The sequence below is a fragment of the Arthrobacter sp. D1-29 genome (genome assembly GCF_054130585.1).
Genome location: NZ_CP096383.1, coordinates 303797 through 327512, shown reverse-complemented (window position 1 = coordinate 327512; position 23716 = coordinate 303797). Strand labels below are relative to the sequence as shown.

The window sequence follows — 23716 nt, the reverse complement described above, 5'->3', positions numbered from 1 at the left end:
GCTGTGGAGACCTGGACAGTTGAAACGGAAGACGGCGGCCGCCTGGACGTTCACACGTTCCTGACTCCGGCCGGCAGCCTCAGGGCCGGGACCGTCAGCACGGCCCGCACCGCTGCCTTGAAGGTTCCGGGGGCAAGCACCCCCACGGGCGGGGAGCCGACGACGGCGGGCGCTCCCGGCGTCGTACTCATCCACGGCACTCTGGTAACCGATGCCCTCTACCGGCCTTTCGCCCGGAAGCTCAGCGTGCTGCTGGGCAGGCCGGTGCACTGCTATAACCGGCGCGGCAGGGGCGGTTCCGCGCCGCAGCCAGCCGACTATTCGGTGAAGACCGAGATCAGCGATCTGGCAGCGGTGATGCGTGAGACCGGGTCGACGGACGTGGTGGCTCACAGCTACGGCGGGTTTGTGGCGCTGCAGGCCGCCCGGACACTGCCGATGGGCCGGCTGGTGACCTATGACGCCGCCGTGTCCCTGTCCGGGAGCCTGAGCCACCGGTGGCGGCCCGAGCTGGAGGACGCCGTTACTGCAGGCGAGCTCAACCATGCCTGGGCACACCTGGTGCAGGGCCTTGCAACCGCCGGTCCGGTCTCCTACCTGCCGCTTGGCGCCTTACGAATGTTGAGCATACTGTCCGCGCGGACCAATGTGGGTGCGGAAATGCGGCAACTGCTGCCCACCGCCGTGGCGGAGATGCGGGCAGTGCTTGACGCCGACGCCGAACTGGAGGACTTCACCTCGCTCAACACCCCCATCCTGATGCTCAGCGGCGGCTGGAGCCCGGCATACTTCGCGCAGACGGGCCGGGAGCTCGCCGCGGCGGTTCCGTCCATCCAGTTCGCCGTGGTACCCGGCCAGCTCCACGAGGGTCCGATCCGCCCAGGCAAAGGCCTCGCGGTGCGCGTGGCACGCTTCATCAACGGAGGTGACAGCGAAGTCCGCCGACTCGGACGACGGCGGCCCAGGGGCGGCCGGTCGGGCGGGTAGGGGCTTCAGAATCTCGGAGTACACGAACCGGGAATGGTCATCCACTGCGTGATGCAGGAAGGTGTAGCCCCGCACCTGGCCGCGGTCCTTGGGCCGGCCCTCGGCGAGGTTCCGGGCCCGGGAGTTCGCTTCGCCCTGTGCGCGGCCGTAAACGCGGTGTCCACCGCCGTTGGGGATGTGTCCGAGCTTCTTGACGTCCACATGGATCATCTCGCCCGGCCAGGCGTTCGGGAACCCGGGCCTCGTCGAGGCATGGTGCGCCTTTCGCGAAACCGGACCTGCCGGGATCCACAGCCAGTTCTGGACTCAGTGCCCTTCCGGGCCAGCCCCTCCGGCGGCGTGGCCCGCGGTCCGGCCCATCCGCTGCTTTGCGGTGTTGGTCCCGGCGCCAACAGGGATATGTGCCGTGGCCTTGGCGAGACCAAACAAAGGCATCCCGTTGTAGACAACCTCGATGCCGCCGGCAGGCACCTGGTACGTCTCGTGCCAGACGCCGACGTCGCCGGTTCCGGAGAGTTCCTTCATGAACCGGCGCCAGGGTGCCAGATGGGGCGATTCCCGGTCCGCGGCAAATTTCCGCAGATGCTCCGGGCTCTCCCAGTAGCTCAGCAGCATGGTGGTGCGGCCGAACCACTGCTCGTATCCAAGCATTCCGGCCGACGGGTCCGCGGCCAGATGCTGGAGCATCCGGGGCATGCCTGCAGCCACCTTGCCGACGGTCCCGACCTTCCACCAGCGGTTTGCCCGCATCCCGATTAGGAAGACTGTCACGGATTCACGCTGCGGGTCAGCGGTGTACCGGCCCGGAAATACCTTCTGTGTCATGGGAAACTCCTTTGGGCTCGTAGTTTTACAACCCTGTTTTATAACGACGTTATGAAACAAGGTTATGAAACAATGGGCCTCATGGCAAGACCTGTAGTGCACACCGATTCCCTGAGGCAGGACCTGTTGGCCGTGACCGCTGACTTGGTGGATCGGGACGGTCCGGCGCGCGTGACCCTGCGGGATGTGGCAGCCGCCGCCCGGACGTCCACTACTGCCGTCTATTCCCTCTTTGGCGGGAAATCACAGCTCCTGACGGCGGTTGTGGACGACGGGTTCCGGTCCTTCCGCGACTCACAGCTGGCCGCTTCCTCGGGCGGACTCCGGGGCCTCGGCGTGGCCTACCGGGACTGGGCGCTGCAGCACACGTCGCTGTACCGGCTCATGTTTGGTGGTGCGCTGGCCGGCTACGTCGATTGCCAGCCAAGCCCGGAGGTTGCCGCCGACGCCATGGAACCCCTCTTAGACGCAGTCGCTTCTGCCCAGGCCGCCGGCAACCTGCTGGAGGCACCCACGGAGGTGGTCGCCGTCGCCATCTGGGGCCAGGTCCATGGGCTGGTGAGCCTGGAACTGGCACAGGTGGGGCCGTCGGACGCAGACTGGGCTGCCGCATACGGCGCGGCCCTCGACGCCGTCGCCCGCGGCTGGGCCGCCTGACGCCATTGCTTTCCCGATCGGCCGCCCAAACCTTCAGGGGCGCCACCCGCGGCGCGAATTCTGCCGCGACGCAGGAGACTGCTGAATAAGCGGGATGGTGGGGCGGGCGGAACGCCACCAATGGCTGTCTACCTAGGGTGGGCCCGCCCCGGATGGGCCCGCCGAGGATGGGCCCGCCTAGGATGGGACGGTGAAAGAACAGGCAGTTACCACCCACGACGGCGGCCGGTTGGCTTTGTACAGCTACGGCGACGTGGATGCGCCGGGCGAACGCCGTGTGGTGGTTATCGGCGGAGCTTTCCTCACCGCCCTCATCTATCGCCCGTTCTCGATCGCGCTGGCCAAAGGCCTCGGCGAAGGCTGGGCTGTGGACGTCTATGACCGGCGCGGCCGGGGCAAGTCCAGCGAACAGCCGCCGGGGTATTCCATGGCCACCGAAATCGCCGACGTCCGCACCGTCATGGACGCAACCGGGGTCCGCAATATCCTGGGCCACAGCCTGGGCGGCTCGGTGGCGCTCAATGCCGTGCAGGAGTTTTCGGGAACCGCCTACGAACCCGACAAATTGGCGGTCTACGACGCCGCCGTGAACATCGATGGCAGCCTGGACACCTCGTGGCTGGACGATTTCGAGCAGGCCGTCAACGCCGGCAACGTGGGACATGCACTCGCCCGGCTCAAAAAGGGCATGCAGCCGGGTTCCGCCCTCTCCAAGATCCCGGAGCCTGTCCTGGCGGGGCTGATGGCCCTTGTCTCCCGGACCAAGGTCAACCGGATTTTCCGGGACCTGATGCCCAGCGGGGTGGGTGAACTGCGGGCAGCCTACGACGAAGCCGAGCATGTGCGTGACTTCGCGGTCCTTCCCGCCAACACGCACTTTATGGTGGGCGGCAAGAGCCCCGGCTACTACAAAGTCACGGCCCAGCGCCTGCATGCTGCCGTGCCCGGGAGCACGTACGAACTCTCACCCAAGGGTTTCCATGGCTCCATCCCCGCGGCTGTGGAGGAACTCGTGACGGACATCTCCGAGTACTTCAAGGGGTGACCTTTCCGGCAGCGACTTTTCCGTGCACAGAGCGCAGACTGCTGCCAGCACTCAGGCACCTTCCGCTAGGCTCGGAACATGACGCGTGAGAACATCAGGACCCCGGACGGCGGCACGCTGGAGGTATTTTCCACTGGCTCGGAACTGGCCTCGGCCGGTTCAGGCGTGGTGGTTGTTCCGCCCTCCATGGTGACGGCCGCCGACTACACCAAGTTTGCGCAAAAACTCAGCGCCGCTTTGGGCCGGCCGGTCCACACTTTCAACCGCCGGGGCCGCGGCTCTTCCTCTCCACAGCCGGAGGACTACACCCTGGACGTGGATATCCGCGACCTTGACGTGGTCATGAAGCACACGTCCAGCACCGACGTATTCGGCCACAGCTTCGGCGGCGCCGTGGCGCTGCACGCTGCCCGCACCCTTCCCGTGGAGCGGCTGGCCGTCTACGATCCCGCCGTTTCCGTGAACCACAGCGTGAAGGCTGACTGGACTGCCGAGTACGAGCGGGCCACCGCAGCCGGCGACGACGACCGTGCCCTGGCCGTGCTGAGCAAGGGACTGGAGACCGGCGGCACCTTCGCCCGGATGCCGCTGTCCATGCTCACCATCGCGAACAAGCTCACGGCAGGCACACACCTGGGAAAGCAGCAGCGCGAGCTGATGCGCACCGGCGTCCGTGAAATCAAGGCCATCATCGCGGCCGACATGCCTGCGGAGCCGTTCCTGGCACTGCCGCTGGAAACCCTGATTATTGTGGGCGAGAAGAGCCCGGCGTACTTCGGCGTGGCCTGCGGCCAGATCCACGATGTCCTGTCCGGGTCCAGCTACACCATCCTGCCCGGCTTCGGCCACGACGGCGTCATCCGGGCACCGGACAAGCTGATCACCGAGCTCCGGGACTTCTTCGCCAGCTGATGCTAGTGACCGTGGGGGGCGCCTTCGGTTTTGCGCATCATGGCGGAAAGTACGACGGCGGCGACGGCTATCACCGCGGCCGTCAGGAAAGCGGCATTCATCCCTGCGACGAGGCCCGAGGTGGCCGAAACCACGGCGAAGATGGACACCAGCAGCGCCGTTCCGCCGGCCCCGGCTACCTGCTGCGTGGTGCTCATGATGGCCGAACCGTGCGAGTAAAGGTGCGGCGGCAACGGGTTCAGACCGGTGGTGAACGCCGGCGTGAACAGCAGCGCCAAGCCGAAACTCAGCCCGATGTGAAGGGTAACGATCCACCAGACGGGCGTTCCGGCGTCCAGCATGGAGAACTGCCACAGGGACAGCACCATCAGGACGGACCCGGTCACGGTCAGCGGCAACGGGCCCACCTTATCGAACAGCCGCCCAATGACCGGGCCCAGGAGACCCATGGCCAGGCCGCCGGGCAGCAGCGCGAGTCCTGTTTCCAGCGAGCCCAGGCCGCGGATCTCCTGCAGGTAGAGCGGAAGCAGGATGACACCGCCGAAGAGGGCCATCATGGCCACCACCATCAGCAGCACCGACACCGTGAACATCCGGAAGTTGAACGCGCGGAGGTCCAGCAGCGGAGCGTCGGCCTTCTGCAGCCGGAGCTGGCGCAGCACGAACACGGCTAGGCTGGCGGCACCGATGACAAGCGCCGCAATGGCCGCCGGGCCGGGGCCGGCCTGTCCGCCATGGCCGCCGCCGATCTGGGAGAGGCCGTAAACCACCCCGCCGAAGGCAGGAATGGTCAGGACCACGGAGAGGAAGTCGAGCTTCGTCTTCTCACTTTCGCCCACGTTGGTGAGGTACTTCGCCCCGATGGCCAGCGCTGCGAGCGCGACCGGAAGGACAAACACAAACATAAAACGCCACGTGAAGTGTTCCAGGATGAGCCCTGAAACGGTGGGGCCCATGGCGGGGGCCACCGAGATGGCGATGCTCACGTTGCCCATCACCGCACCGCGCTTGGCCACGGGAACCAGCGTAAGGATGGTGGTCATCAGCAGAGGAAGCATGATGGCCGTGCCGCCGGCCTGGATGATGCGGGCCAGGAGCAGCAGCTCAAAGCCCGGCGCCACCGCGGCCAGGGCCGTGCCGCCGGCGAACAGGCCCATCGCCAGCATAAAAACGGCCCGCGTGGACAGGCTCTGCAGAATGAATCCGGTGGTGGGGATGACCACGGCCATGGTCAGCATAAAGCCGGTGGAGAGCCACTGCACCGTGGGCGCATCAACCCGCAGGTCAACCATCAGCCGCTGCAGGGCAACGTTCATGATGGTCTCGTTGAGGATCACTACAAAAGTTGCCACCAGCAGGGTGGCAATGATGGTCACCGACTCCCGGGACATCTTCTCCGGCGCGGACAGCTTCACATTGGAAGCCTGCATGGGATCTCCGGCGGCGTTCGAAGATACTTCTGTAGACATGGGTGTTCCCTCAGGGAGTTTTGGATTCGGTGGTGCCAGCGAGCCTCGTCGCTGCAGATTCCAACACTCTACCGGTTGGAGTAATTCCTCCGCACCGGTTTTTTCTTAATCCTGAGGGAACAATTGGCCTATGCTGTCTGCCCCGCGTGCTGGCCTTCCGAGATCTCCTCCACCACTTTGCTGTTGAAGGCGGGGAGGTCCTTTGGGCTCCGGCTGGTCACCAGGCCCTGGTCCACCACCACTTCCTCGTCACTCCAGTTGGCTCCGGCATTTTTCAGGTCAGTCTGGAGCGTGTGATACGAGGTAACGTTGCGGCCCCGAATCACGCCGGCTTCGATGAGCAACCACGGACCGTGGCAGATGGCGGCCACTGGCTTGTGCTGTTCAAAGAAGCTCCGGGTGAAGTTTTGGGCATCCTTGTCCACCCGCAGGTGGTCGGCGTTCACCACTCCGCCCGGCAGCACCAGGGCGTCAAATTCGGAGGCATTGGCTTCCGCCACGGTGAGGTCCACATTGAAGGTATCGCCCTTATCGGTGCCGTTGTAGCCCTGCAGCCGGCCGCTGGATGGTGCCACCAGGACGGGCTGGCCGCCTGCTTCCTTCACGGCCTGCCATGGGCTGGTGAGCTCCACCTGCTCAACGCCGTCGGTCAGCAGGAATGCCACCTTCTTGCCTGCGATGCTGTGTTCTGACATTGTTCCTCCTCGCATGAGGCGGGGACGGCACGCTTTTGGCGCGCGGCGGTGCCCGCTTCGAGAGTTGTTTGCCTGACACCATCCAGCCTAGGAAACCCGAAAGTGATAAGCAAGCTGACTAATCGCACCGCGGCGGGCGCTCCGAATCGGAATTCGCGAGGTTAGCCGCGGTGGTGTTCGATCAGCCAGCCTGCCATCTGCTGGGCGCGATGCGCAGCTGCGGTGTCACCTTCTGCGGCTGACACGATGGACCCCTTCATCAGGATGTGCCAGGACCGGGCAAATTCCTCGGTGCGCTGCAGCCCGGCCTCCTCCGCCAGCGCCTGCACATGCCCCCTGATCTTGGCGAGGTAGTCGATGCTCGCCCGGCCCAGCGGATGCACCGGGCCCATCTCAAGCAGCACGTTAATGAACGAGCAGGCCTCGAAGTCTTCGCGCAGGAACCAGTCAGAGAAAACGTCAAAGATGGCCAGCAACTGTTCTGCGGGCGAGCCGGCACGGAGCTTCGCCTGGCCCACAATCGCCTCGACCGTCCACAACTGGTCTCGCTGCTCAAGGAACGCCAGCACCAGGTCATTCTTGGACGGAAAATGCCGGTAGAAAGTAGCCTTGGCTACTCCCGAGCGTGAGATGAGTTCATTCACGCCCACATCCCGGACACCGCGCCGTGAAAAGAGCTCGTAGGCCACGGCCAGAATCCGCTCTGCGGAATCGGCAGGACCGATTGCCGCCACCCTCATGGGTTCCCGAGGGGCCGGTGCCGGGACTGCTCCAGAATTCATCGTGGGAACAGTTTACCTTCAGAGGGAAGACAGACCGGTCTTTCTCACTGTAGGGTTTTCCGTATGCGTAATGCTTCGACGCCGGACGGACAAAGTGGCCCGCCCGATTGGTGCAAGGAGGCCCCATGTCAGCAGAACGAATGTTCCACGACATGCGGGACTGTCCCGATCCGTGGCTGGATGAAGACATCCCTGCCGACGTGCGCCAGTTCGCGATTGAGTCCCTTCGGTGGCAGGCGCAGGAGATCATCGACGAAGTACTGCGCGGATCTGACCCCCGGGAAGAGCTGGCGCGGGCACGGCTCCGCCGCTGTGTAAATCAAAACCCCGGAAAGCCCGAGCTTGCCCTTCTTCAGCAACTCACGTTCAACCGGGACCTGCCTGACTGAAACATCCACATTGAAACCCAGCTGTGGAGGACAAGAACCAGGAACTGGAGCAGTTAATAACGAGGGTGCTGGAGCCTTTCGGCTCCAGCACCCTCGCCTCACCTACGCGACGGCGGGCTGCTTCACCTATGCGAAGGCGGGCTGGGATCCGGGACGGCAATCGAAGAAGTGCGGCTGCTCAACGGGCTCGAACGGGACGATCAGCCATTGGCTTCCGTAGTATTCCACGTACGAGTCCGCCGGGCAGCGGGAGTAGGCTTCTTCGCGGGTCATCTTGGTTGGCTTTCATGATTGAGGTGTGTGTTTGAACGGTTAAGCACCCCGTGCAAATTGTTAGCGCTAACGAATAACCTCAGTGTGAGCGCTAACAGAAGTGCGGTCAAGAGGCCCGCACTAACTTTTTTAGGAGCCGTTCTGGCGCTCCGGGGCATCATCGCAGGTCAGCGCTCCAGTAAACGTATTCTTCGCCGTCGTGACAATTTTGAACCCCTGGCCGATCAGCGCGCCGGAGATTCTGCAACAGAACTGCCTTGTTGTGCTTAGGTAGAAGCATGGCGGCACCCATCGAGGATTACGCGCTTTTGTCAGATCTGGCCACCGGGCCACTCATCTCCCGGTCTGGGAGCGTGGACTGGCTTTGCTTCCCCCGTTTTGACTCACCGTCCGTCTTTGCAGCACTCCTTGGCAACGAAGATCACGGCAGGTGGCTGCTAGCGCCGGCGGACCCCGATGCCGTGGTGGTGAGCCGCCAGTACCTGGAGTCCACCTTCGTCCTGGAGACGACATGGCAGACCTCCACCGGGCAGATGCGTGTTACAGACCTAATGCCGCCTGGGCAAGGCAGATCCTCCCTCTTGCGGCGCGTCACATGCGTCCAGGGAACAGTTTCAGTGCGCCAGGAGCTCAGCATCCGGCCCCAATACGGTGCTCTCGTGCCATGGATGAGCCGCATCCGCAAGAACACCGTGCCCGGGAGCGGGGACGCGTTGCTGGCAATGGCCGGGCCTGATGCCTGGGCCCTGCAGGGGCCTCATTTGCCCGAGGCCCACGGCCACGTACGCCTCGGGGATTTTGAGGTCCCGGCAGGCGGGTCAGCCGACTTCGAACTGACGTGGTTCCCCTCCTACAAGGAGGTGCCGCCGCCTCTCGATTTTGACGCAGCGCTCGAGGAGACAACCGGCTATTGGACCCGTTGGGGCGGAAACTGCCGCCAGGACGGGATCTACGGGCCGGCCGTCAAGAGATCCCTGCTTGTCCTGCGGGCGCTGACCCACTACGAAACGGGAGGAATCGTCGCCGCTCCCACCACCTCCCTGCCAGAGGACTTTGGCGGTTCACGCAACTGGGACTACCGCTTTTGCTGGCTCCGCGACGCCGCCCTGACGCTTGAGGCCATGCTGACCCACGGGTACGAGACTGAGGCCCTCAAGTGGCGCAACTGGCTGCTGCGCGCGCTTGCCGGTGATCCTGAGGATGTCCAGATCATGTACGGGGTGGCCGGGGAACGCGACCTCCCGGAGAGGGTGCTGGACCACTTGCCCGGCTATCAGGACGCGCGGCCGGTCCGGATTGGCAACGCCGCGGTGGCCCAGTACCAGGCCGACGTGGTGGGCGAAGTGATGGTGGCCCTGGAACGGCTGCGCCTGGCCGGCGGAAAGGAAGACACCTTCTCCTGGGCGCTGCAGCGGGCCCTGCTGGGATTCGTCGAGAAGCATTTTGATGACAAGGACTTCGGGTTGTGGGAGATGCGGGGCACCGCCCAGTACTTCACACATTCCAGGGTGATGATGTGGGCGGCCTTTGATTGTGGTGTCCGCGCCGTTCGCGACCACGGCCTCCCGGGCCCGGCCGAGCACTGGGAAGAACTGCGGCGGCGGTTACGGTCGGAAATCATGGAGCGGGGTTTCAACGCCGAGCTGAAGTCCTTCACCCAGACGTACGGCGGCACCCAGACTGACGCAGCCCTCCTGGCCCTGCCGCAGGTTGGCTTTCTGGCTTACGACGACGAGCATATGCTCGGTACCGTGGCGCAGCTGGAGCGCGAGCTGCTGACTGACCAGGGGCTGCTGCTGCGCTACCGGACCGAGACGGGCGTTGACGGCCTTGAACCAGGCGAGCATCCCTTCCTTGCCTGTTCTTTTTGGCTGGTGGAGCAGTACGCACGCACGCGCCGCCAGGCCGAAGCCGGGGCACTGATGGACAGACTTGTGGGCTTCTCCAATGAGCTGGGCCTGCTGAGCGAAGAATACGCGCCGGAGGATCAGCGGATGGCAGGCAACTTCCCGCAGGCGTTCTCCCATTTGGCGCTGGTCCGGGCCGCCGACGCGATGCACGGAGTGGACCTGCTCAGCCTTGCAGTGCGGGACTGACCTGCCGCCTTATTCGGCGCGTCAGGGGAAAGCGTCAGGGCAGTGTCAGGAGCTTAGCGGCACGTTGTCGATCAGCCGGACCGGGCCCACCCTCGCGGCGACGATCCCCAGGCCCTCGCCGCGGAAAGGGGTCTTCCGGCAATTCTCCGCCAGGGGCTCCAGGGTGAGCGGATCCACCACGTCGAAGTAGTCGAGCTCAACCAGCGGCTGGGACGCCACCAGGGCCTGGGCCGACTCGATGTCCAGCGGCTCGTGGGCGTTCGCCCGCTCCTCCAGCAGCCGCAGCGCCCTGGACAACACCAGTGCCGCTTCGCGCTGGTCCTCGGACAGGAAGCGGTTGCGGCTGGACAGCGCCAGTCCGTCGCCCGAACGGACGGTGGGCACGGCAACGATGTCCACCGGGAAGTTAAGATCGGCCACCATCCTCCGCACCAGGGCCAACTGCTGCGCGTCCTTCTGGCCAAAGTACGCCCGGTAGGCAGGAAGCCCCCCGCCATCACCCGACACAAAAGCCCCGGCCGCCGGCAGCCCTGTCCCCGGGGTGCCGTAATGAAGCAGTTTGGCCACCACGGTGAGGGCACCGTCAAAGTGGCCCGGCCGGGATGCGCCCTCCCACTTCTCCCCCAATGGACCCGCTGTGACCCGCACCAGCGGCGGCCCTTCGGGATAGACCTCCTCCACCGGCGGCGCAAATGCGATGTCCACTCCCTGCTCCTCCAGCAGCGCGAGGTCCGCGTCCAGGGTCCGTGGATAGCGGTCCAGGTCCACTGCATCGCCGAACTGCAGGGGGTTAACGAATATGGACGCCACCACCACATCGTTCTGTTCGACGGCGGTGCGCGCCAGCCGGGCATGTCCCTCATGGAGAGCTCCCATGGTGGGCACCAGGCCCTGGGACACACCTTGCTTTTCCCTCAGCAGCCGCGCGCCCTGCGCGCGCAGGTCCGCCACCGTTGTCACCAGCTGGATAGTCATGTCATCGTCCTCCCGCGGACCGCGGCCAACCACCGTCGGAGTCATCGCCGTCGGAGTTTTCTTCGTCAAAAGGGTCACCGCTGCCTTGACCGCCGGTGTCGCCGCTGGCCGGGCCACCGTTGTTGGCGCCACCGTTGTTGGAGCCGCCGTTGTTGGGGCCGCCGCCTCCATCATTTTCCAGGAGGGCTTCGCGGATCGCCTTGAGCTGATCCGCCTTTAGCAGCCCCCTTCCTTCGGCACGGCGGGCGGTTGCCCGGGCCATGGCAAGGTACGCCTCAAGCACATCAGCCTGCGATCCGGCGTCGTACTCGCGCAGGGCTTCCGCGTGCGCGGCGACAGTTCCGACGTCGCCACGTGCCACCGGGCCGGTTAAGGCCGATTCGCCGGACGCGAGGGCGTTCTCCAGGGTGGCACGCAAGAGGGGCCCCAGCATCCGTTCGGGTGCGTCCACGCCTACGTCCCGCAGCAGCTGGGACGCCTGCGCCACCAGGGTAACCAGGTGGTTGGAACCATGGGCCAGGGCCGCGTGGTACAGCGTGCGGTCTCCCTCGGCGATGGCTACCGGCTCCGCCCCCATCTCCACCACCAGCGCCTGCGCTATGGGCAGCATCGCGGCGTCAGCGGTAACACCGAACGTGCAGTCAAGGAGCCGGGTCAGGTCCAGGCTCATACCTGTGAAGGTCATGGCTGGGTGCAGGGCCAGCGGGATGGATCCTGCCGCCCGCACCGGGTGCAGGACGCCCACGCCAAACCGGCCCGACGTATGGGCCACCAGCTGGCCTGGCTGCCAGGCACCAAGTTTGGCCAGGCCCTGAACCAGGCTGGCCAGGGCATCGTCCGGGACCGCCAGGAGCACCAGTTCGGACCGCTCCACGATGTCCTGGACCTCCATCACCGGAACCCCCGGAAGCAGGGCTTCAGCTCGTTCCAGGCTGGCATCGGATACGGCGGAAACCCCGACGACGGCGTGCTCGGCGGAGCGCAATGCCGCACCGAGGACTGCGCCCACCTTGCCGGCACCGATGATTCCGACGCCAAGGCGTCCGGGTTTAGCCATGCTGCTGGCCTTCCTGAAGTGAGGTGGCGGCGGCGGGGGCGGTTCCCTGCTGCGGTTGTTCCGCCAGGCCAGGGGCAACCTGGGCCAGCCATTGTTCGCTGGTTTGCCGTTTCCGGGCCAGGCGGGCGCGCGCTGACTGTTCGTCAAACAGGGCCCTGGCCTGGTCCACATCGGCCTGGATCAGGCGGGGCACCACGGGCCCGGCAGTGGTGTGGAGCACCAGATCGGCCACCCGGAACCGCCTGGCCAAGGGTCCCTGGTGCAGGGCCATGGACTGGGTCCGCTGATGCGGGACCACCACCAGCTGCCGCCACCAGCGGCCTGAACGGATCAGAAGTGCTGTGTCAGTGGCGGTGAAACCGTTACGCCGCCACCCGAGGGGTGCCAGCAGCCGGGCCCGTCGCGGGGTGGTGACAAAACCGCCGTCGGAATCCAGTCCGGTCAGGCCGGCGACGAAAACCTTGCCCGGCTCATGAGTTCCCGGATCCGGCAGCACCAGGGCAAGCATGCTCATCACGTCAGGCAGCTTTCCTACCGGCAGGAGCGTGGTGCGGGACGTGCCCTCGCCGTCGCCTCCCACCAAACCATAACCGGCCACGTTCACCTGGATCCGGTACCAGCCAAAGATCCGCCACAGCGGAGGCTGCGTCACTTTCAGCGCCTGGATCCGGCCGGGCGGCAGCGTCTGCGCCTGGGTGTCCAGCAGCCCGTAGCGGAGGCGGATCCCGTCCGGTGAGATGGCAGCCGTGAAGTTGTAACCCTTGTTGAAGGATGCCCAGTACGTGGCTGCCAGCCCAAGGGCCGCCGGAATCAGGTAGAAGTAGAACCCCCGGTTGTCCGTCACCGCGGACAGGACAACGGACGCCACACCGCCCAGCGCTATGAAGAAGCTCTGCTCACTGAGCAGCAGCGAACCGAAAAGGCGCGACGGCGGCACTGACAGCACAGGCTGCTCCGGCGCCTCGGGCGCGGCCTCCTGCGGTCCTCCGGAATCCTGCACCACGCCGGCGGCCCGGGCCAGGATGGTGGCCCGGAGTTGCCGGGCATCGTCCATCCGGAGGTAGGCCAGCCGGACCGCTGACTCGCCGGCGTCCGCCACCTCGAATTTGAGTTCGGCAAGGCCAAAGACCCTGGCCAGCAGTGGCTGCACGATGTCGATGGCCTGGACCCGGTCCAGCCGCGCCTGGCGCTGCTGCCGGAAGAGGAAGCCGGTATTGACCCTGACGTAGCCTCCAGACACCTGGTACTTGGTGAAGTACCAGGTGAGGATGAAGCCCAGCACCGCGATCAGCAGCACGGCCCCTCCCCCGGCGAGCAGCCAGGGGACCCGGCCGGCGAAGTCGTCTTCCAGCACGGGCCTGCCCTGAAGCATCCGTTCGAAGATATCGCGCCCGAAGAAAAAGCCGATGGCGGCCAAGGCCACCCAGCCGCGCACAAAAGGCGACGCCGGATGAACGCGCAGCCATTCGCCGTCGGGGGCCGGTGCAGGCTGCTGAACCGGAGGCTGCGCCGGCTGCGGAGGGCCGTCAGCCGTCACAGTCCTGCCAGCCTGGCTTCGCCACGGGCCGTGAGCTGCTCACGCAGGCGCGCCCCCTCGGCGGCGGGCAGGCCGGGGATCTGGGCGTTGGTGCCAGGTGATGCCGTGTGCAGTTTGAGGGTGCACAGGCCTAGCGCGCGTTCCACAGGCCCCACTCCAATGTCCACGTACTGCATGCGGCCATAGGGGACAGCCATGGTCCGCTGGAAGAAGATGCCAGTGCGGATCAAAAGGTCGTCGTCGCGCTCGGCATAGCCGATGGCGCGGACCTGCCGCGGGATCAGCACAAGCCGCCAGACCGCAAGGACCAGCATCACGGCGGGCATGGTGACGGCAAGCCAGAGCGGCGGCCAGGCCCACCACCTGTTGAGGACCAAGACCAGGGGCAGGCTGAGCACCACCAGGGTGACCAGGTTCCCGACGGCCCACTGCACCAGGCGCACCGTGATGTATTTGGGCGACACCCGCTGCCACGTGATGCCCGGCGGATCAATCGCCTCGGTATGCATATTCGCCTTCCCCTGCGGCTTCGCCCCGTGCCCCGCGGCCGGGTTGTCCTTCACCGGGCGGGGTGTCGCCGTCCTCCGGCGGGATCTTGCAAAAGCGTTCCACCAGCAGTCCCACCACGATCATGGCCAGGCCTCCGCCGGCCTGGGCCAGTGCAACCCAGGTAATGCCTTGATCGCTGCGCAGGCTCCAGACCCGCAGCTGGTCCAGGAAGATCCCTGCATGCCAGCCCAGCAGGACAGTCCCGGCGTAGGCGCAGGCCTGCGCCAGCACCAGGGTCCGTGCGGCGAGAATCGGATCCAGGGCGATCTTCTTTTTGGTTTTGTCCCGGTTCCTGTTGCGCCACCTCACGATCCGGATGCCAAGGATCAGTGTGATAACCACGATCACGCCCATGGTGGCGAGAGCCGTGACCGGCAGGACCGGGGTGGCCATGCTGTACCGGTTGGTGAGGACCGTGGCAGACCATCCGGCGACGGCAAGGATGACGCCGATGAGCAGCAGGCGCAGGGGATTAATCGGTTTCACCGGCTACTCCGCCGTCCCGGCCAGGGGCACACCGTCAAAATCACCGAAGCCATCAAAGGGCGCAAGATCGTCAAAATCTCCGGCCCGGGCGGCCAGGGTGCTGATCCGTTCGCCGTTCAGTGTGGCCGCGGGCTCTATCAGGGACCAGGGGTACAGCACAAAAGCGCGCGTGGCGGCCCTGGGATGCGGGAGGGTCAGCACCGGATCCCCGCTGATGAGGTCACCGTAGACAATAATGTCGACGTCGAGCGTCCGCGGCCCCCACCTCACCTCCCGGACGCGGTGGTGCTTGTTCTCCACAGCCTGGCAGTGCTCCAGCAGCTGCAGCGGCGACAGCGAGGTTTCCACGGTGATGACCATGTTCAGGAAGTCCGGCTGGCCGGCCGGGCCGCCCACCGCCTTGGTTTGCACCACCGGCGAAACGTCCAGGAGGCGGACCTCCGGCGGATCAACAAGGTCCGCCACGGCCTCGGAAAGGGTGTCGTTCCGTTCGCCCAGATTGCTGCCCAGGGCCAGCACGGCCTTTGAATAGACAGCACTCATGGGTTCTGCCCGTCATTCCGGGCGCGGTGGACAGTGACGGCCACGTCGCCGAAAGGCACCTCGATGGGCGCCTCCGGTTTATGCACGGTGATGTCCACGGCGTTGATCCGGAATCCGCTGAGAAGGTCATCGGCAATCCGCACGGCCAGCGCCTCGATCAGGTTCAACGGCTCACCCGTGATCCAGGCCTTGATCCGCTCCGCCACTTCGCCGTAGTGGGCGGTGTCCCGTACGTCGTCGGATTCGGCTGCCTTGGAGAAGTCCAGGTGCAGGACGGCGTCCACAACAAAAGGCTGGCCCTCGCGGCGCTCAAATTCAAACACGCCATGATGGCCGACGGCGGTGACACCGCTCAGCGTGATCCTGTCCATGGGTCCCCCGGCCCTAGTGAGTGGTGTGGGCAGCAGCCAGGCGCGAGGCGACCTTGACGGCATCAAGGCTGGGACGGACGTTGTGCACGCGGACGGCCCAGACGCCGCGGGCGGCGACGATGGCTGAGATCGCAGCGGTGGCGGCGTCGCGCTCCTCGGGAACAGCGGCTTTGCCTGCCTCCGTGAGCAGCGAGCCCAGGAAGCGTTTGCGGGAAGCACCCACCAGGACCTTATGGCCAAGGCTTTCGAGCCGGTCCAGGTTCCGCAGGAGTTCCCAGTTGTGGGCATCGTTCTTGGCGAACCCCAGGCCGGGGTCCACGATGATCTGCTCCTGGCTGACGCCGGCGGCGTAGAGCTTGTCACGGACACCCGCGAGCTCGGCCACTACCTCGGCGGCAACGTCGGTGTACTCGGCCAGCGAATTCATGGTGCGGGCATCCCCGCGGCGGTGCGTGAGGATGTACGGCACCTTCGACGTGGCCACGAGCTCCGCCATCTCGGGTTCAATGCTCAGCCCCGAGATGTCATTGATGATGGCGGCGCCTGCATCCAGCGCGGCCGTTGCCGTGGACGCGTGGGTGGTGTCGATGCTGACCAGGGCGCCGGCTTTCACCAGCGCCTGGATCACGGGCAGCACCCGGCGCTGTTCCTCTTCCGGGCTGACATCCTCCGCGCCGGGGCGCGTTGATTCGCCGCCGACGTCGATGATGTCCGCTCCGGCGTAGAACATCCGGAGGCCGGCTGCGATGGCGCTGTCCGCCGTCTCATGCCTGCCGCCGTCGCTAAAGGAGTCGGGGGTGACGTTCAGGATGCCCATGACCAGGGTGCGGTCCGTGGGAAGGTCTTCAAATTTCGCGGCCGGGCGGGGTTTTCGCAGGATGGGAAGCGGGGAGGTGGCGGGCCCGGTTCCCGGGGCTGCAGCTAATGAGTCCATGGTCTGAGAATTACCTTCCGATGATGAGGCTCATGGCTTCGGCGCGGGTGGCCGGGTCATGAAGCTGCCCGCGTACCGCACTGGTGACGGTCTTCGCTCCGGGCTTGCGGACACCGCGCATGGACATGCACATGTGTTCGCATTCGATAACAACGATTGCGCCACGGGGTTTGAGGTGGCTGACCATTGCTTCGACGATCTGCGTGGTGAGCCGTTCCTGCACCTGGGGACGCCGCGCGTAAATATCCACGAGGCGTGCCAGCTTGCTGAGCCCGGTCACTCTGCCGTCGTGGGACGGGATGTAGCCCACGTGAGCAACGCCGTGGAACGGCACCAGGTGGTGTTCGCAGGTGGAATAGAACGGGATGTCCTTGACCAGGACCAGTTCCTCGTGGTCCAGGTCAAAGGTGGTGGAAAGGATCTCCGCCGGGTCGTGGTGCAGCCCGGCGAACACCTCTGCATAGGCCTTGGCCACCCGCTTGGGAGTGTCCTGCAGGCCGCCGCGGTCAGGGTCTTCGCCAATGGCGAGCAGGATTTCACGCACCGCAGCCTCGATCCGGGGCCGGTCCACCTTTTCGTGCTTTTTGCGGTGGTGGCCATCCTCCGCCAGGAGGCCGGCGGAGGTGGGAGCGTCGTCGTCGTCGAAATAGTTCACAGAAGAAAGCTTAGCCGCGGACGCCGTCAGGTCCCGAGTCGGGGACGCCGCCCTGGAATGCAGCGTCCTCTGGGACACCCTGCGGGTGCAGGGGCTGCGAATCCAGCGGTTCGTCCAGGCGGGCCTGCTTGGCTTCCTCCTGGGCCTCCCGTTCGGCCTTCTCCTGGCGGGACTCCACGGGACCTGCCTGCTGCACCGGGCGGGTCTCCTTGGACAGCCAGACCTCGCGGAAGTCACGCTTGCGGATGGAGCTGAAGATCTGCGCGATCTCGGCCTGGTTCAGGGTCTCCCGTTCAAGGAGCTCCAGGGCGAGATCATCCAGGACATCGCGGTTCTCGATGAGGATGGCGTAGGCCTCGTCGTGGGCCTGGTCGATCAGGCGGCGGACTTCCTCATCCACCACATAGGCGATCTGGTCCGAGTAGTTGCGCTCGTGCCCGGCGTCACGGCCCAGGAACGGTTCGCCGCCGCCCTGGCCCAGCCGCACTGCACCCACGCGTTCACTCATGCCGTACTCGGTGACCATCTTGCGGGCCGTCGCGGTGGCCTTTTCGATGTCGTTGGAGGCTCCGGTGGAGGGATCGTGGAACACAATCTCCTCGGCGACGCGGCCGCCCATGGCATAGGCCATCTGGTCCAGCAGCTCGTTCCGGGTGACCGAGTACTTGTCGTTGTCCGGCACCACCATGGTGTATCCGAGGGCACGGCCGCGCGGAAGGATGGTGATCTTGGTGACCGGCGCCGAGTTGCGCAGCGCGGCAGCCACCAGGGCGTGCCCGCCCTCGTGGTACGCGGTGATCTTGCGCTCGTGCTCCTTCATGACGCGGCTGCGCTTCTGCGGGCCGGCCATGACGCGGTCGATTGCCTCATCCAGGGCGCGGTCATCAATGAGGTTGGCATTGGAGCGCGCGGTCAGGAGTGCGGCCTCGTTCAGCACATTGGCGAGGTCCGCGCCCGTGTAACCCGGGGTCTTCTTCGCGACGGCCTTGAGGTCAACGCCCTGCGCCATCGGCTTGCCCTTGGCGTGCACCTGCAGGATCTGGTCGCGGCCGATCAGGTCCGGCGCTTCCACCGAGATCTGGCGGTCAAAACGGCCCGGACGCAGCAGGGCCGGATCCAGGACGTCGGGACGGTTAGTGGCCGCGATCAGGATGACGTTGGTCTTGACGTCGAAGCCGTCCATTTCCACCAGGAGCTGGTTGAGGGTCTGCTCGCGTTCGTCGTTGCCGCCGCCAATGCCTGCGCCGCGGTGCCGGCCCACGGCGTCGATCTCGTCCACAAAGATGATGGCGGGAGAGTTTGCCTTGGCCTGCTCGAAGAGGTCGCGGACACGGGAAGCACCCACGCCCACGAACATTTCCACGAAGTCAGAGCCGGAGATGGAGAAGAACGGGACGCCGGCCTCGCCTGCGACGGCGCGCGCCAGGAGGGTCTTGCCGGTGCCTGGCGGGCCGTACAGCAGCACACCCTTGGGGATCTTGGCGCCCACTGCCTGGAACTTGGCCGGCTCCTGCAGGAACTCCTTGATTTCCTGGAGTTCCTCAACCGCTTCGTCCGCACCGGCAACGTCCACGAACGTGACCTGCGGCATGTCCTTGTTGACCATCTTGGCCTTGGACTTGCCGAACTGCATGATCTTGGAGCCGCCGCCCTGCATCCGGGTCATCAGGAACCAGAAGAGTGCACCCAGCAGAATGACGGGGATCAGGAGGGAAAGCAGTCCGGAGAACCAGTTGCTCTCGATGGGCTGGTCCGTGTAGCCGCTGGCCGGCCGGGCGTCGGTGACAGCCCTGACGACGTCGCCCGCGCGCGCGTCCACGAAGAAGAACTGGACGCTCTTGCCCTTGTCCTGGCCGTTGACCTGGAGGTTGTCCTTCAGGGTAAGGTCCACGCGGTTTTCGCCGTCGAAGATTTTTGCCTGCTCCACCTTGCCGCTGTCGGCGAGGAGCTCAAGGCCCTTATCCGTGTCGATCCTGGCCGCGCCGCCGGGAGCCAGCGTTGCAAAAGCCACAAGGAGCATGCCGATCACAACAACGATCCAGATGCCCGGGCCTTTGAAGAAACTCTTAGCTTTCATCTGTTCGGGGGCTGGCCCCGTCCCTCCTGGTAGTGCTGCACGGCGAGTGGTCTGCGCGCGTGTTGGTGCTGCGTCAGCTTCTAGCTATACACCGTATCCGAGTAAATCACGCACGGTGTAGCGGAAAAGTTCCCTCTGGGCGTAGCGGCGGGGAGGAGGAGTCCCGCCGGGTCCCGGCTCCGCTCCTAGCTGATTGCCGAGACCTCCAGCCGTCGGATAACGGCCGTCCCGCCGTCAGCGAAGACCGATGTGCCCATGCTTCCTGGAGCCGGGAACACCAGGTCCGTCAGGACCACCCTGCCGCCCTGGGCAAACACCTCCACCGAGCAATGGTCGACGACAATGCGCAGCGCCAGCACGCCGCTGTCCAGGGCGACAGGGGCCGACTCGACTGACGGAAAATCCGGATGGAACCCCGTTATCCCGCCTTCGCTGCGGTCCAGTGTCAGCAGCCCGGCGGCTGCGTCATAGGTCAATACCGCGGCGGCACCGCCGTCGGCAGCCTGAAACAGCCGAAAGCCGAACTGCCGGGCCGTTCCGGGCAGGAGTTCGGCGTCGATGAGCTGCGCCGTGCCCGGGACGGCTTCCGGCAGCCTGACCTCCGCGGGAAGCCCGCAGGGCTCCATGACCTGCCGGTTGACGATATCTGCAGCGGGCAGGACAGGCGTCTGGACCAGCCGCGGCCGGCCGTCCACCGTTTCCAGGCCGACTTCCCGCACCAACGACATGCCGGACCGCCAAGGTGACGTGGGGAGGGAGTTGGCGTAGTCCCAGTTGTTGATCCAGCCGATCATGAGGCACCGGCCGTCGGGGACGTTGCTGAAGGAAACAGCGGCGTAATAGTCGCGGCCCCAGTCCAGCCAGTTGCATTGGCGCAATCTGTCCCTGTCCATGGCGTTGCCGTCCGGCCTGCGGGCAGCCGCACCATCCACCGGGTCATCCAGCAGGCAGGAAGGATCCGGGGTGAAAGTGGCGCCGTCGAAATCTCCCACGAAATACTGGCCGCCTGACCCGCCCGCTAGCGCGCCGGGGTTGAGGTTCACCACCAGTACCCACTTGGTCCGGGCAGGATCGCCGTCTACTGGCAGCGGAAAGAGATCGGGGCATTCCCACTCTGCGCCGAGGGCGTTGGCGGGTCCGAATTCGCTGGCAAACACCCAGTCCCGCAGGTTCGCCGAACGGTAGAAGACCACCTTTTGTTCCCCCGCCTCGACGGCGGCCATCACCCATTCCTGGCCGTCCGGGCCGGGATAGCTGAAAACTTTGGGATCGCGGAAGTGGGCCGAACCGCGCGTGAGGACGGGGTTTTCGCTGAACTTGGTCCACGTCATGCCGGCGTCAATGCTGTACGCGAGGGACTGGGCCTGCGTGCCGGCGTGCGGCGTCCCGTCCTTATAGGCACTGGTGTATACGGCAACCAGGGGAGGGTTGTTGGCCGTGCCAAATCCGGAGGTGTTGGCGTGGTCCACCACAATGCTTCCGGAGTAGACGTCCTCTTCGGCGTCGCAGGTGATGGCGACGGGCTGCTCGGTCCAGTGCACCAGGTCCTCGGAGGTGGCGTGCCCCCAGGACATATTGCCCCATACATTTCCGTGCGGATTGTTCTGGTAGTACAGGTGGTACAGGCCGCGGTAGTAGACCAGGCCGTTGGGGTCGTTGAGCCAGGTATCCCGGGCTGTGTAGTGGATTGCGGGGCGGTAGTGCGGCGTCTCCGCCTGTTCTGACCGGGCAACCGGCAGCAGCGGTGCCGGCTGCTGCTGTGCCGGCGGCAGAGGCGGCAGCATAGGCGGCTGCGGGCGTGCGTCATCAAGGCGACTCGACATGATGGTGTGGATCCTTGGTCTATGAGTGGGTCTGCCGGAGCAGGGTGGTGGGCGTGTGGTCAGTAATCAGTGCGGCGGCGGGGGTGCCGCCACTGATTCCCGGACCACCAGGGGGCAGTCCAGGATGGTCGGGTGCAGGGCCATGAGGGCCAGGTCAGTTTTGCCTTCAATGGCGTCAATCAGGCTTTCCGTGGCCCACGCGCCCATCTCGTAGTGCGGCAGGGCAACGGTGGTGAGGCCCGGGTACAGGTTGGCGGCGATGAGCTGCTGGTCATCGAAACCCACCACTGACAGGTCGCCGGGGATGGATAGCCCCAGCTCCGCCGCCGCCCGGTACGCGCCCATGGCCATCCGGTCGTTGTAGCAGAACAGCGCGGTGGGCCGGTCCGCCTGGTCCAGCATCCGGCGTGCTGCCTCGTAGCCTCCCGGCACTTCTGACAGCTCAGATTCAACAGGTGCCGCATCGCCGTCGAGCCCGGCCTCCGTCAAGGTGGCCCGGAAGCCACGGAGGCGGTCCCGGGTGGCCGGGACGTCGTCGGTGTTGTTAAGGAAGCCGATGCGGGTGTGGCCCGCCGCCACGAGATATTCGACGGCGGCGCGGGCACCGCCTTCCTCGTCCGGAACCACGGCGGTCAGGCTTCGGCCGGTGCTGACGGCGTCCACCAGGACGGCGGGCACGTTCCCCAGATTCGCCGGGACCTGCACCTTCCGGTGGTACATGGTGGCGTAGAGGATTCCGTCCACACGGCGCTCCAGGAGAGCCTCGACGTCGGCCTCCCGGGATTCGGCGCTGGCCGAGCCTGACGTGTTGATGATCATCAGGTTGTAGCCGCGGGCGCGGGCAGCCTCGTCCGCGCCGAGGATGATCCGGCCCGCGTGGGGGGTGGTGTGAATGTCCTCGCTCACCAGCCCCAGCATGCCCGTCCGCTGGGTGCGCAGGGCCTGGGCCAGGCGGTTGGGCCCGTATCCAAGTTCCTCCGCAGCGGACCTGACCTTGTTGCGGGTTTCCGGACTGATCCGGGCGTAGGACACGTCGTTCAGGACGTGCGAAACCGTGGTTACAGACACGCCGGCGGCGACTGCTACATCCTTGATGCCAATGTTCTTGTTGCTCAACGGTCTCCCACGTCCTTTAGGTTCATTGCTGGTCACGCCTGTTTTTTAGGCTACAGACGAGTAATCGTTTCCCTGCTTGCCGGTGTTGCCGTGTTCGATGCTGGGAAACCGATCGTGGGTGTGGCCCTCAAGGCGTTCACGGCCCTGTCTGCGATGACTTGGGCGTCAGTTCCGGAATCAAGGATCGTGTTCCGGGTTGATTCGGAATCGACCATAACGGCCGTAACGGAGAGGCCGTCCGAAGCGGCCGTGGTCAACAGGGCGTCCACCTGGGCCTCGAAGCAGGAGTCGCTTGTGGTGGCGTGAACGTCCATTGCCACGACGTGGTTGTTGGAGACGAAGTTCCCAACTCCCGCCGTCAGCCGGATGATGACAGGCGTAGCACCTGCCGGACGAATGCTCTGTGAGTCGATGATCTGGGAGAAGTGGTTGGCGACAACAGAGTTATTGCTGCCGCTGACCGACAGCAGTCCGTAGAGATCGTTCAGACCGTTGTCCACTCCCTGGAAGGGCGTCCACGGTTCATGGTCGCGCAGGAAGTGGTTGGTGGCCACGAGGATTTCCGAGCTGTTCGCGACAACCAGCATCCCAGGGTAGAACGCATGCAAACGGTTGTTGGTGACGCTTGACCTCGTGACGCCCTTGAGATGGACGCTGCTCGCACCACGGGGGAAGACGTTGTTCGCGGTGATCAGGAGCCCGCCATGGTTCTCTGCGTAGATCGAGTGGCCCCTTGGCCCTGCTCCCACCAGGTTGTCGGTGATCTTTGATGCCTGTCCCCACCCGCGCAGCTCGATGCAGCTTCCGCATTCGGCGATGAAGTTGTCGTGGATGGAAAGAGCATCCGCCTTGTAGATGGTGAGTGCGTTCTCAAGGTAGACGAACCCCATGCCGTTCACGCGGAATGAGTCATTGGCGTCCGCGACGTAGATGCCTGTCTTGCCGTTGACGTAGGTGTTCTCCTGAGGCGTCCCTGAGCCATCCGGGCTGAAGTGCAACCCGTCGATGCAGAAGTTGGAGAACTCCACCGAGCTGATCCTCGGGCTCCCGCTTCGCGCAACGTAGAACGCGGCTCCCTTGGATTCCTGCCCGTCTTCGCCTTCTTCTCCATCGAGGGCGAGGTCGACGAGAATGCGGCTCCCTCCGGGCCACAGCTCGTGCAAGTCGGGCCATTCGTCTTCGGGAACGTTGAACCGGATGCTCGAGGACGTAAAGCCGTGCCCCGAGCCCTCGATTCGAAGGAAGCTGACGTCAATCACCACCTGCGTACGAAGGCGATAGTCCCCGGGCGGAATGTAGATCACCGCGCCTGGCTTTCCTCCGCTGTTCGCATCGGTGGCAGTCTGCCGTTCCTTGATATCGGCGATGATGCTGTTGATGACTTCACCGACGTCCTCGGACGGATCGCCGACGGGCCACGTCGTCACGTCGTAGGAGTTGTTGCTTGGCATTGGTTCTTCCCT

General features: G+C 65.3%; 24 protein-coding genes and 1 pseudogene. 6 read left to right on the top strand and 19 right to left on the bottom strand.

Annotated features, from left to right (window positions below; all coding sequences use genetic code 11):
- The first annotated feature begins 3 nt into the window (after positions 1-3).
- The gene (locus M1E17_RS01575) at positions 4-987 is read left to right on the top strand and encodes an alpha/beta fold hydrolase (RefSeq protein WP_457964971.1); all 984 of its coding nucleotides are present in this window, start codon (positions 4-6) and stop codon (positions 985-987) included.
- Positions 988-993: 6 nt separating this feature from the next.
- On the opposite strand, the pseudogene M1E17_RS01570 reads toward M1E17_RS01575, so the two are convergent.
- Positions 994-1206, bottom strand: a pseudogene (locus tag M1E17_RS01570) (IS481 family transposase); the annotation flags it as partial.
- Between the two features lie 87 nt (positions 1207-1293).
- Positions 1294-1812, bottom strand: coding sequence for a DUF4188 domain-containing protein (locus M1E17_RS01565; RefSeq protein ID WP_457964970.1), 519 nt, complete (start codon positions 1810-1812; stop codon positions 1294-1296).
- Positions 1813-1893: 81 nt separating this feature from the next.
- Here M1E17_RS01565 and M1E17_RS01560 point away from each other — a divergent pair, with 81 nt between their 5' ends.
- From M1E17_RS01560 to M1E17_RS01550, 3 genes are all read left to right on the top strand, one after another.
- Positions 1894-2469 carry a TetR-like C-terminal domain-containing protein gene (locus tag M1E17_RS01560; RefSeq protein WP_457964968.1) on the top strand — a complete coding sequence of 192 codons (576 nt, stop codon included), beginning with the start codon at positions 1894-1896 and terminating at the stop codon, positions 2467-2469.
- Between the two features lie 190 nt (positions 2470-2659).
- On the top strand, positions 2660-3514 hold the full coding sequence (locus M1E17_RS01555; RefSeq protein WP_457964967.1) for an alpha/beta fold hydrolase: 855 nt from the start codon (positions 2660-2662) through the stop codon (positions 3512-3514).
- Positions 3515-3592: 78 nt separating this feature from the next.
- A complete protein-coding gene (locus M1E17_RS01550; protein ID WP_457964966.1) occupies positions 3593-4426 on the top strand; it encodes an alpha/beta fold hydrolase in 834 nt (277 codons plus the stop codon).
- Between the two features lie 2 nt (positions 4427-4428).
- Here M1E17_RS01550 and M1E17_RS01545 read toward each other — a convergent pair whose 3' ends face one another.
- From M1E17_RS01545 to M1E17_RS01535, 3 genes are all read right to left on the bottom strand, one after another.
- Positions 4429-5895, bottom strand: coding sequence for a DHA2 family efflux MFS transporter permease subunit (locus M1E17_RS01545; RefSeq protein WP_457964965.1), 1467 nt, complete (start codon positions 5893-5895; stop codon positions 4429-4431).
- Between the two features lie 128 nt (positions 5896-6023).
- Positions 6024-6590: a type 1 glutamine amidotransferase domain-containing protein gene (locus M1E17_RS01540; RefSeq protein WP_457964964.1), complete on the bottom strand. Its 567-nt coding sequence runs from the start codon at positions 6588-6590 to the stop codon at positions 6024-6026.
- A gap of 161 nt (positions 6591-6751) precedes the next feature.
- The gene (locus M1E17_RS01535; protein ID WP_457967935.1) at positions 6752-7330 is read right to left on the bottom strand and encodes a TetR/AcrR family transcriptional regulator; all 579 of its coding nucleotides are present in this window, start codon (positions 7328-7330) and stop codon (positions 6752-6754) included.
- A 167-nt stretch (positions 7331-7497) separates the two neighbouring features.
- Here M1E17_RS01535 and M1E17_RS01530 point away from each other — a divergent pair, with 167 nt between their 5' ends.
- A complete protein-coding gene (locus M1E17_RS01530) occupies positions 7498-7761 on the top strand; it encodes a hypothetical protein (protein ID WP_457964962.1) in 264 nt (87 codons plus the stop codon).
- 126 nt (positions 7762-7887) lie between these two features.
- Here M1E17_RS01530 and M1E17_RS01525 read toward each other — a convergent pair whose 3' ends face one another.
- A complete protein-coding gene (locus M1E17_RS01525; RefSeq protein ID WP_457964961.1) occupies positions 7888-8034 on the bottom strand; it encodes a hypothetical protein in 147 nt (48 codons plus the stop codon).
- 278 nt (positions 8035-8312) lie between these two features.
- Here M1E17_RS01525 and M1E17_RS01520 point away from each other — a divergent pair, with 278 nt between their 5' ends.
- Positions 8313-10130 (top strand): glycoside hydrolase family 15 protein, encoded by a 1818-nt coding sequence (locus M1E17_RS01520; RefSeq protein WP_457964959.1) that lies wholly within the window; start codon positions 8313-8315, stop codon positions 10128-10130.
- Positions 10131-10175: 45 nt separating this feature from the next.
- On the opposite strand, the gene M1E17_RS01515 is transcribed toward M1E17_RS01520, so the two are convergent.
- From M1E17_RS01515 to M1E17_RS01455, 13 genes are all read right to left on the bottom strand, one after another.
- Entirely contained in the window at positions 10176-11105 is a 930-nt protein-coding gene (locus tag M1E17_RS01515) for a 4-phosphopantoate--beta-alanine ligase (RefSeq protein WP_457964958.1), read from the bottom strand.
- Between the two features lies 1 nt (position 11106).
- Positions 11107-12162: a Rossmann-like and DUF2520 domain-containing protein gene (locus M1E17_RS01510; protein WP_457964956.1), complete on the bottom strand. Its 1056-nt coding sequence runs from the start codon at positions 12160-12162 to the stop codon at positions 11107-11109.
- On the bottom strand, positions 12155-13699 hold the full coding sequence (locus tag M1E17_RS01505) for a PH domain-containing protein (protein ID WP_457964954.1): 1545 nt from the start codon (positions 13697-13699) through the stop codon (positions 12155-12157). The genes M1E17_RS01510 and M1E17_RS01505 overlap by 8 nt, the downstream gene beginning before the upstream one ends.
- On the bottom strand, positions 13696-14208 hold the full coding sequence (locus tag M1E17_RS01500; RefSeq protein WP_457964953.1) for a PH domain-containing protein: 513 nt from the start codon (positions 14206-14208) through the stop codon (positions 13696-13698). Before M1E17_RS01500 ends, M1E17_RS01505 begins: the two co-directional genes overlap by 4 nt.
- Positions 14189-14734: a DUF3180 domain-containing protein gene (locus M1E17_RS01495; protein WP_457964952.1), complete on the bottom strand. Its 546-nt coding sequence runs from the start codon at positions 14732-14734 to the stop codon at positions 14189-14191. Before M1E17_RS01495 ends, M1E17_RS01500 begins: the two co-directional genes overlap by 20 nt.
- Positions 14735-14737: 3 nt before the next feature.
- Positions 14738-15277 carry a 2-amino-4-hydroxy-6-hydroxymethyldihydropteridine diphosphokinase gene (folK, locus tag M1E17_RS01490; RefSeq protein ID WP_457964950.1) on the bottom strand — a complete coding sequence of 180 codons (540 nt, stop codon included), beginning with the start codon at positions 15275-15277 and terminating at the stop codon, positions 14738-14740.
- A complete protein-coding gene (gene folB / locus M1E17_RS01485; RefSeq protein WP_457964949.1) occupies positions 15274-15648 on the bottom strand; it encodes a dihydroneopterin aldolase in 375 nt (124 codons plus the stop codon). Before folB ends, folK begins: the two co-directional genes overlap by 4 nt.
- Before the next feature lie 13 nt (positions 15649-15661).
- On the bottom strand, positions 15662-16582 hold the full coding sequence (folP, locus tag M1E17_RS01480; RefSeq protein WP_457964948.1) for a dihydropteroate synthase: 921 nt from the start codon (positions 16580-16582) through the stop codon (positions 15662-15664).
- A gap of 10 nt (positions 16583-16592) precedes the next feature.
- Positions 16593-17237, bottom strand: coding sequence for a GTP cyclohydrolase I FolE (gene folE, locus M1E17_RS01475; protein WP_457964946.1), 645 nt, complete (start codon positions 17235-17237; stop codon positions 16593-16595).
- A gap of 10 nt (positions 17238-17247) precedes the next feature.
- Positions 17248-19314 carry an ATP-dependent zinc metalloprotease FtsH gene (ftsH, locus tag M1E17_RS01470; protein ID WP_457964945.1) on the bottom strand — a complete coding sequence of 689 codons (2067 nt, stop codon included), beginning with the start codon at positions 19312-19314 and terminating at the stop codon, positions 17248-17250.
- Between the two features lie 185 nt (positions 19315-19499).
- On the bottom strand, positions 19500-21137 hold the full coding sequence (locus tag M1E17_RS01465) for a glycoside hydrolase family 32 protein (RefSeq protein ID WP_457964944.1): 1638 nt from the start codon (positions 21135-21137) through the stop codon (positions 19500-19502).
- Between the two features lie 66 nt (positions 21138-21203).
- A complete protein-coding gene (locus M1E17_RS01460; RefSeq protein ID WP_457964942.1) occupies positions 21204-22253 on the bottom strand; it encodes a LacI family DNA-binding transcriptional regulator in 1050 nt (349 codons plus the stop codon).
- Positions 22254-22303: 50 nt separating this feature from the next.
- Entirely contained in the window at positions 22304-23704 is a 1401-nt protein-coding gene (locus M1E17_RS01455; RefSeq protein ID WP_457964941.1) for a NosD domain-containing protein, read from the bottom strand.
- Positions 23705-23716: the final 12 nt, after the last annotated feature.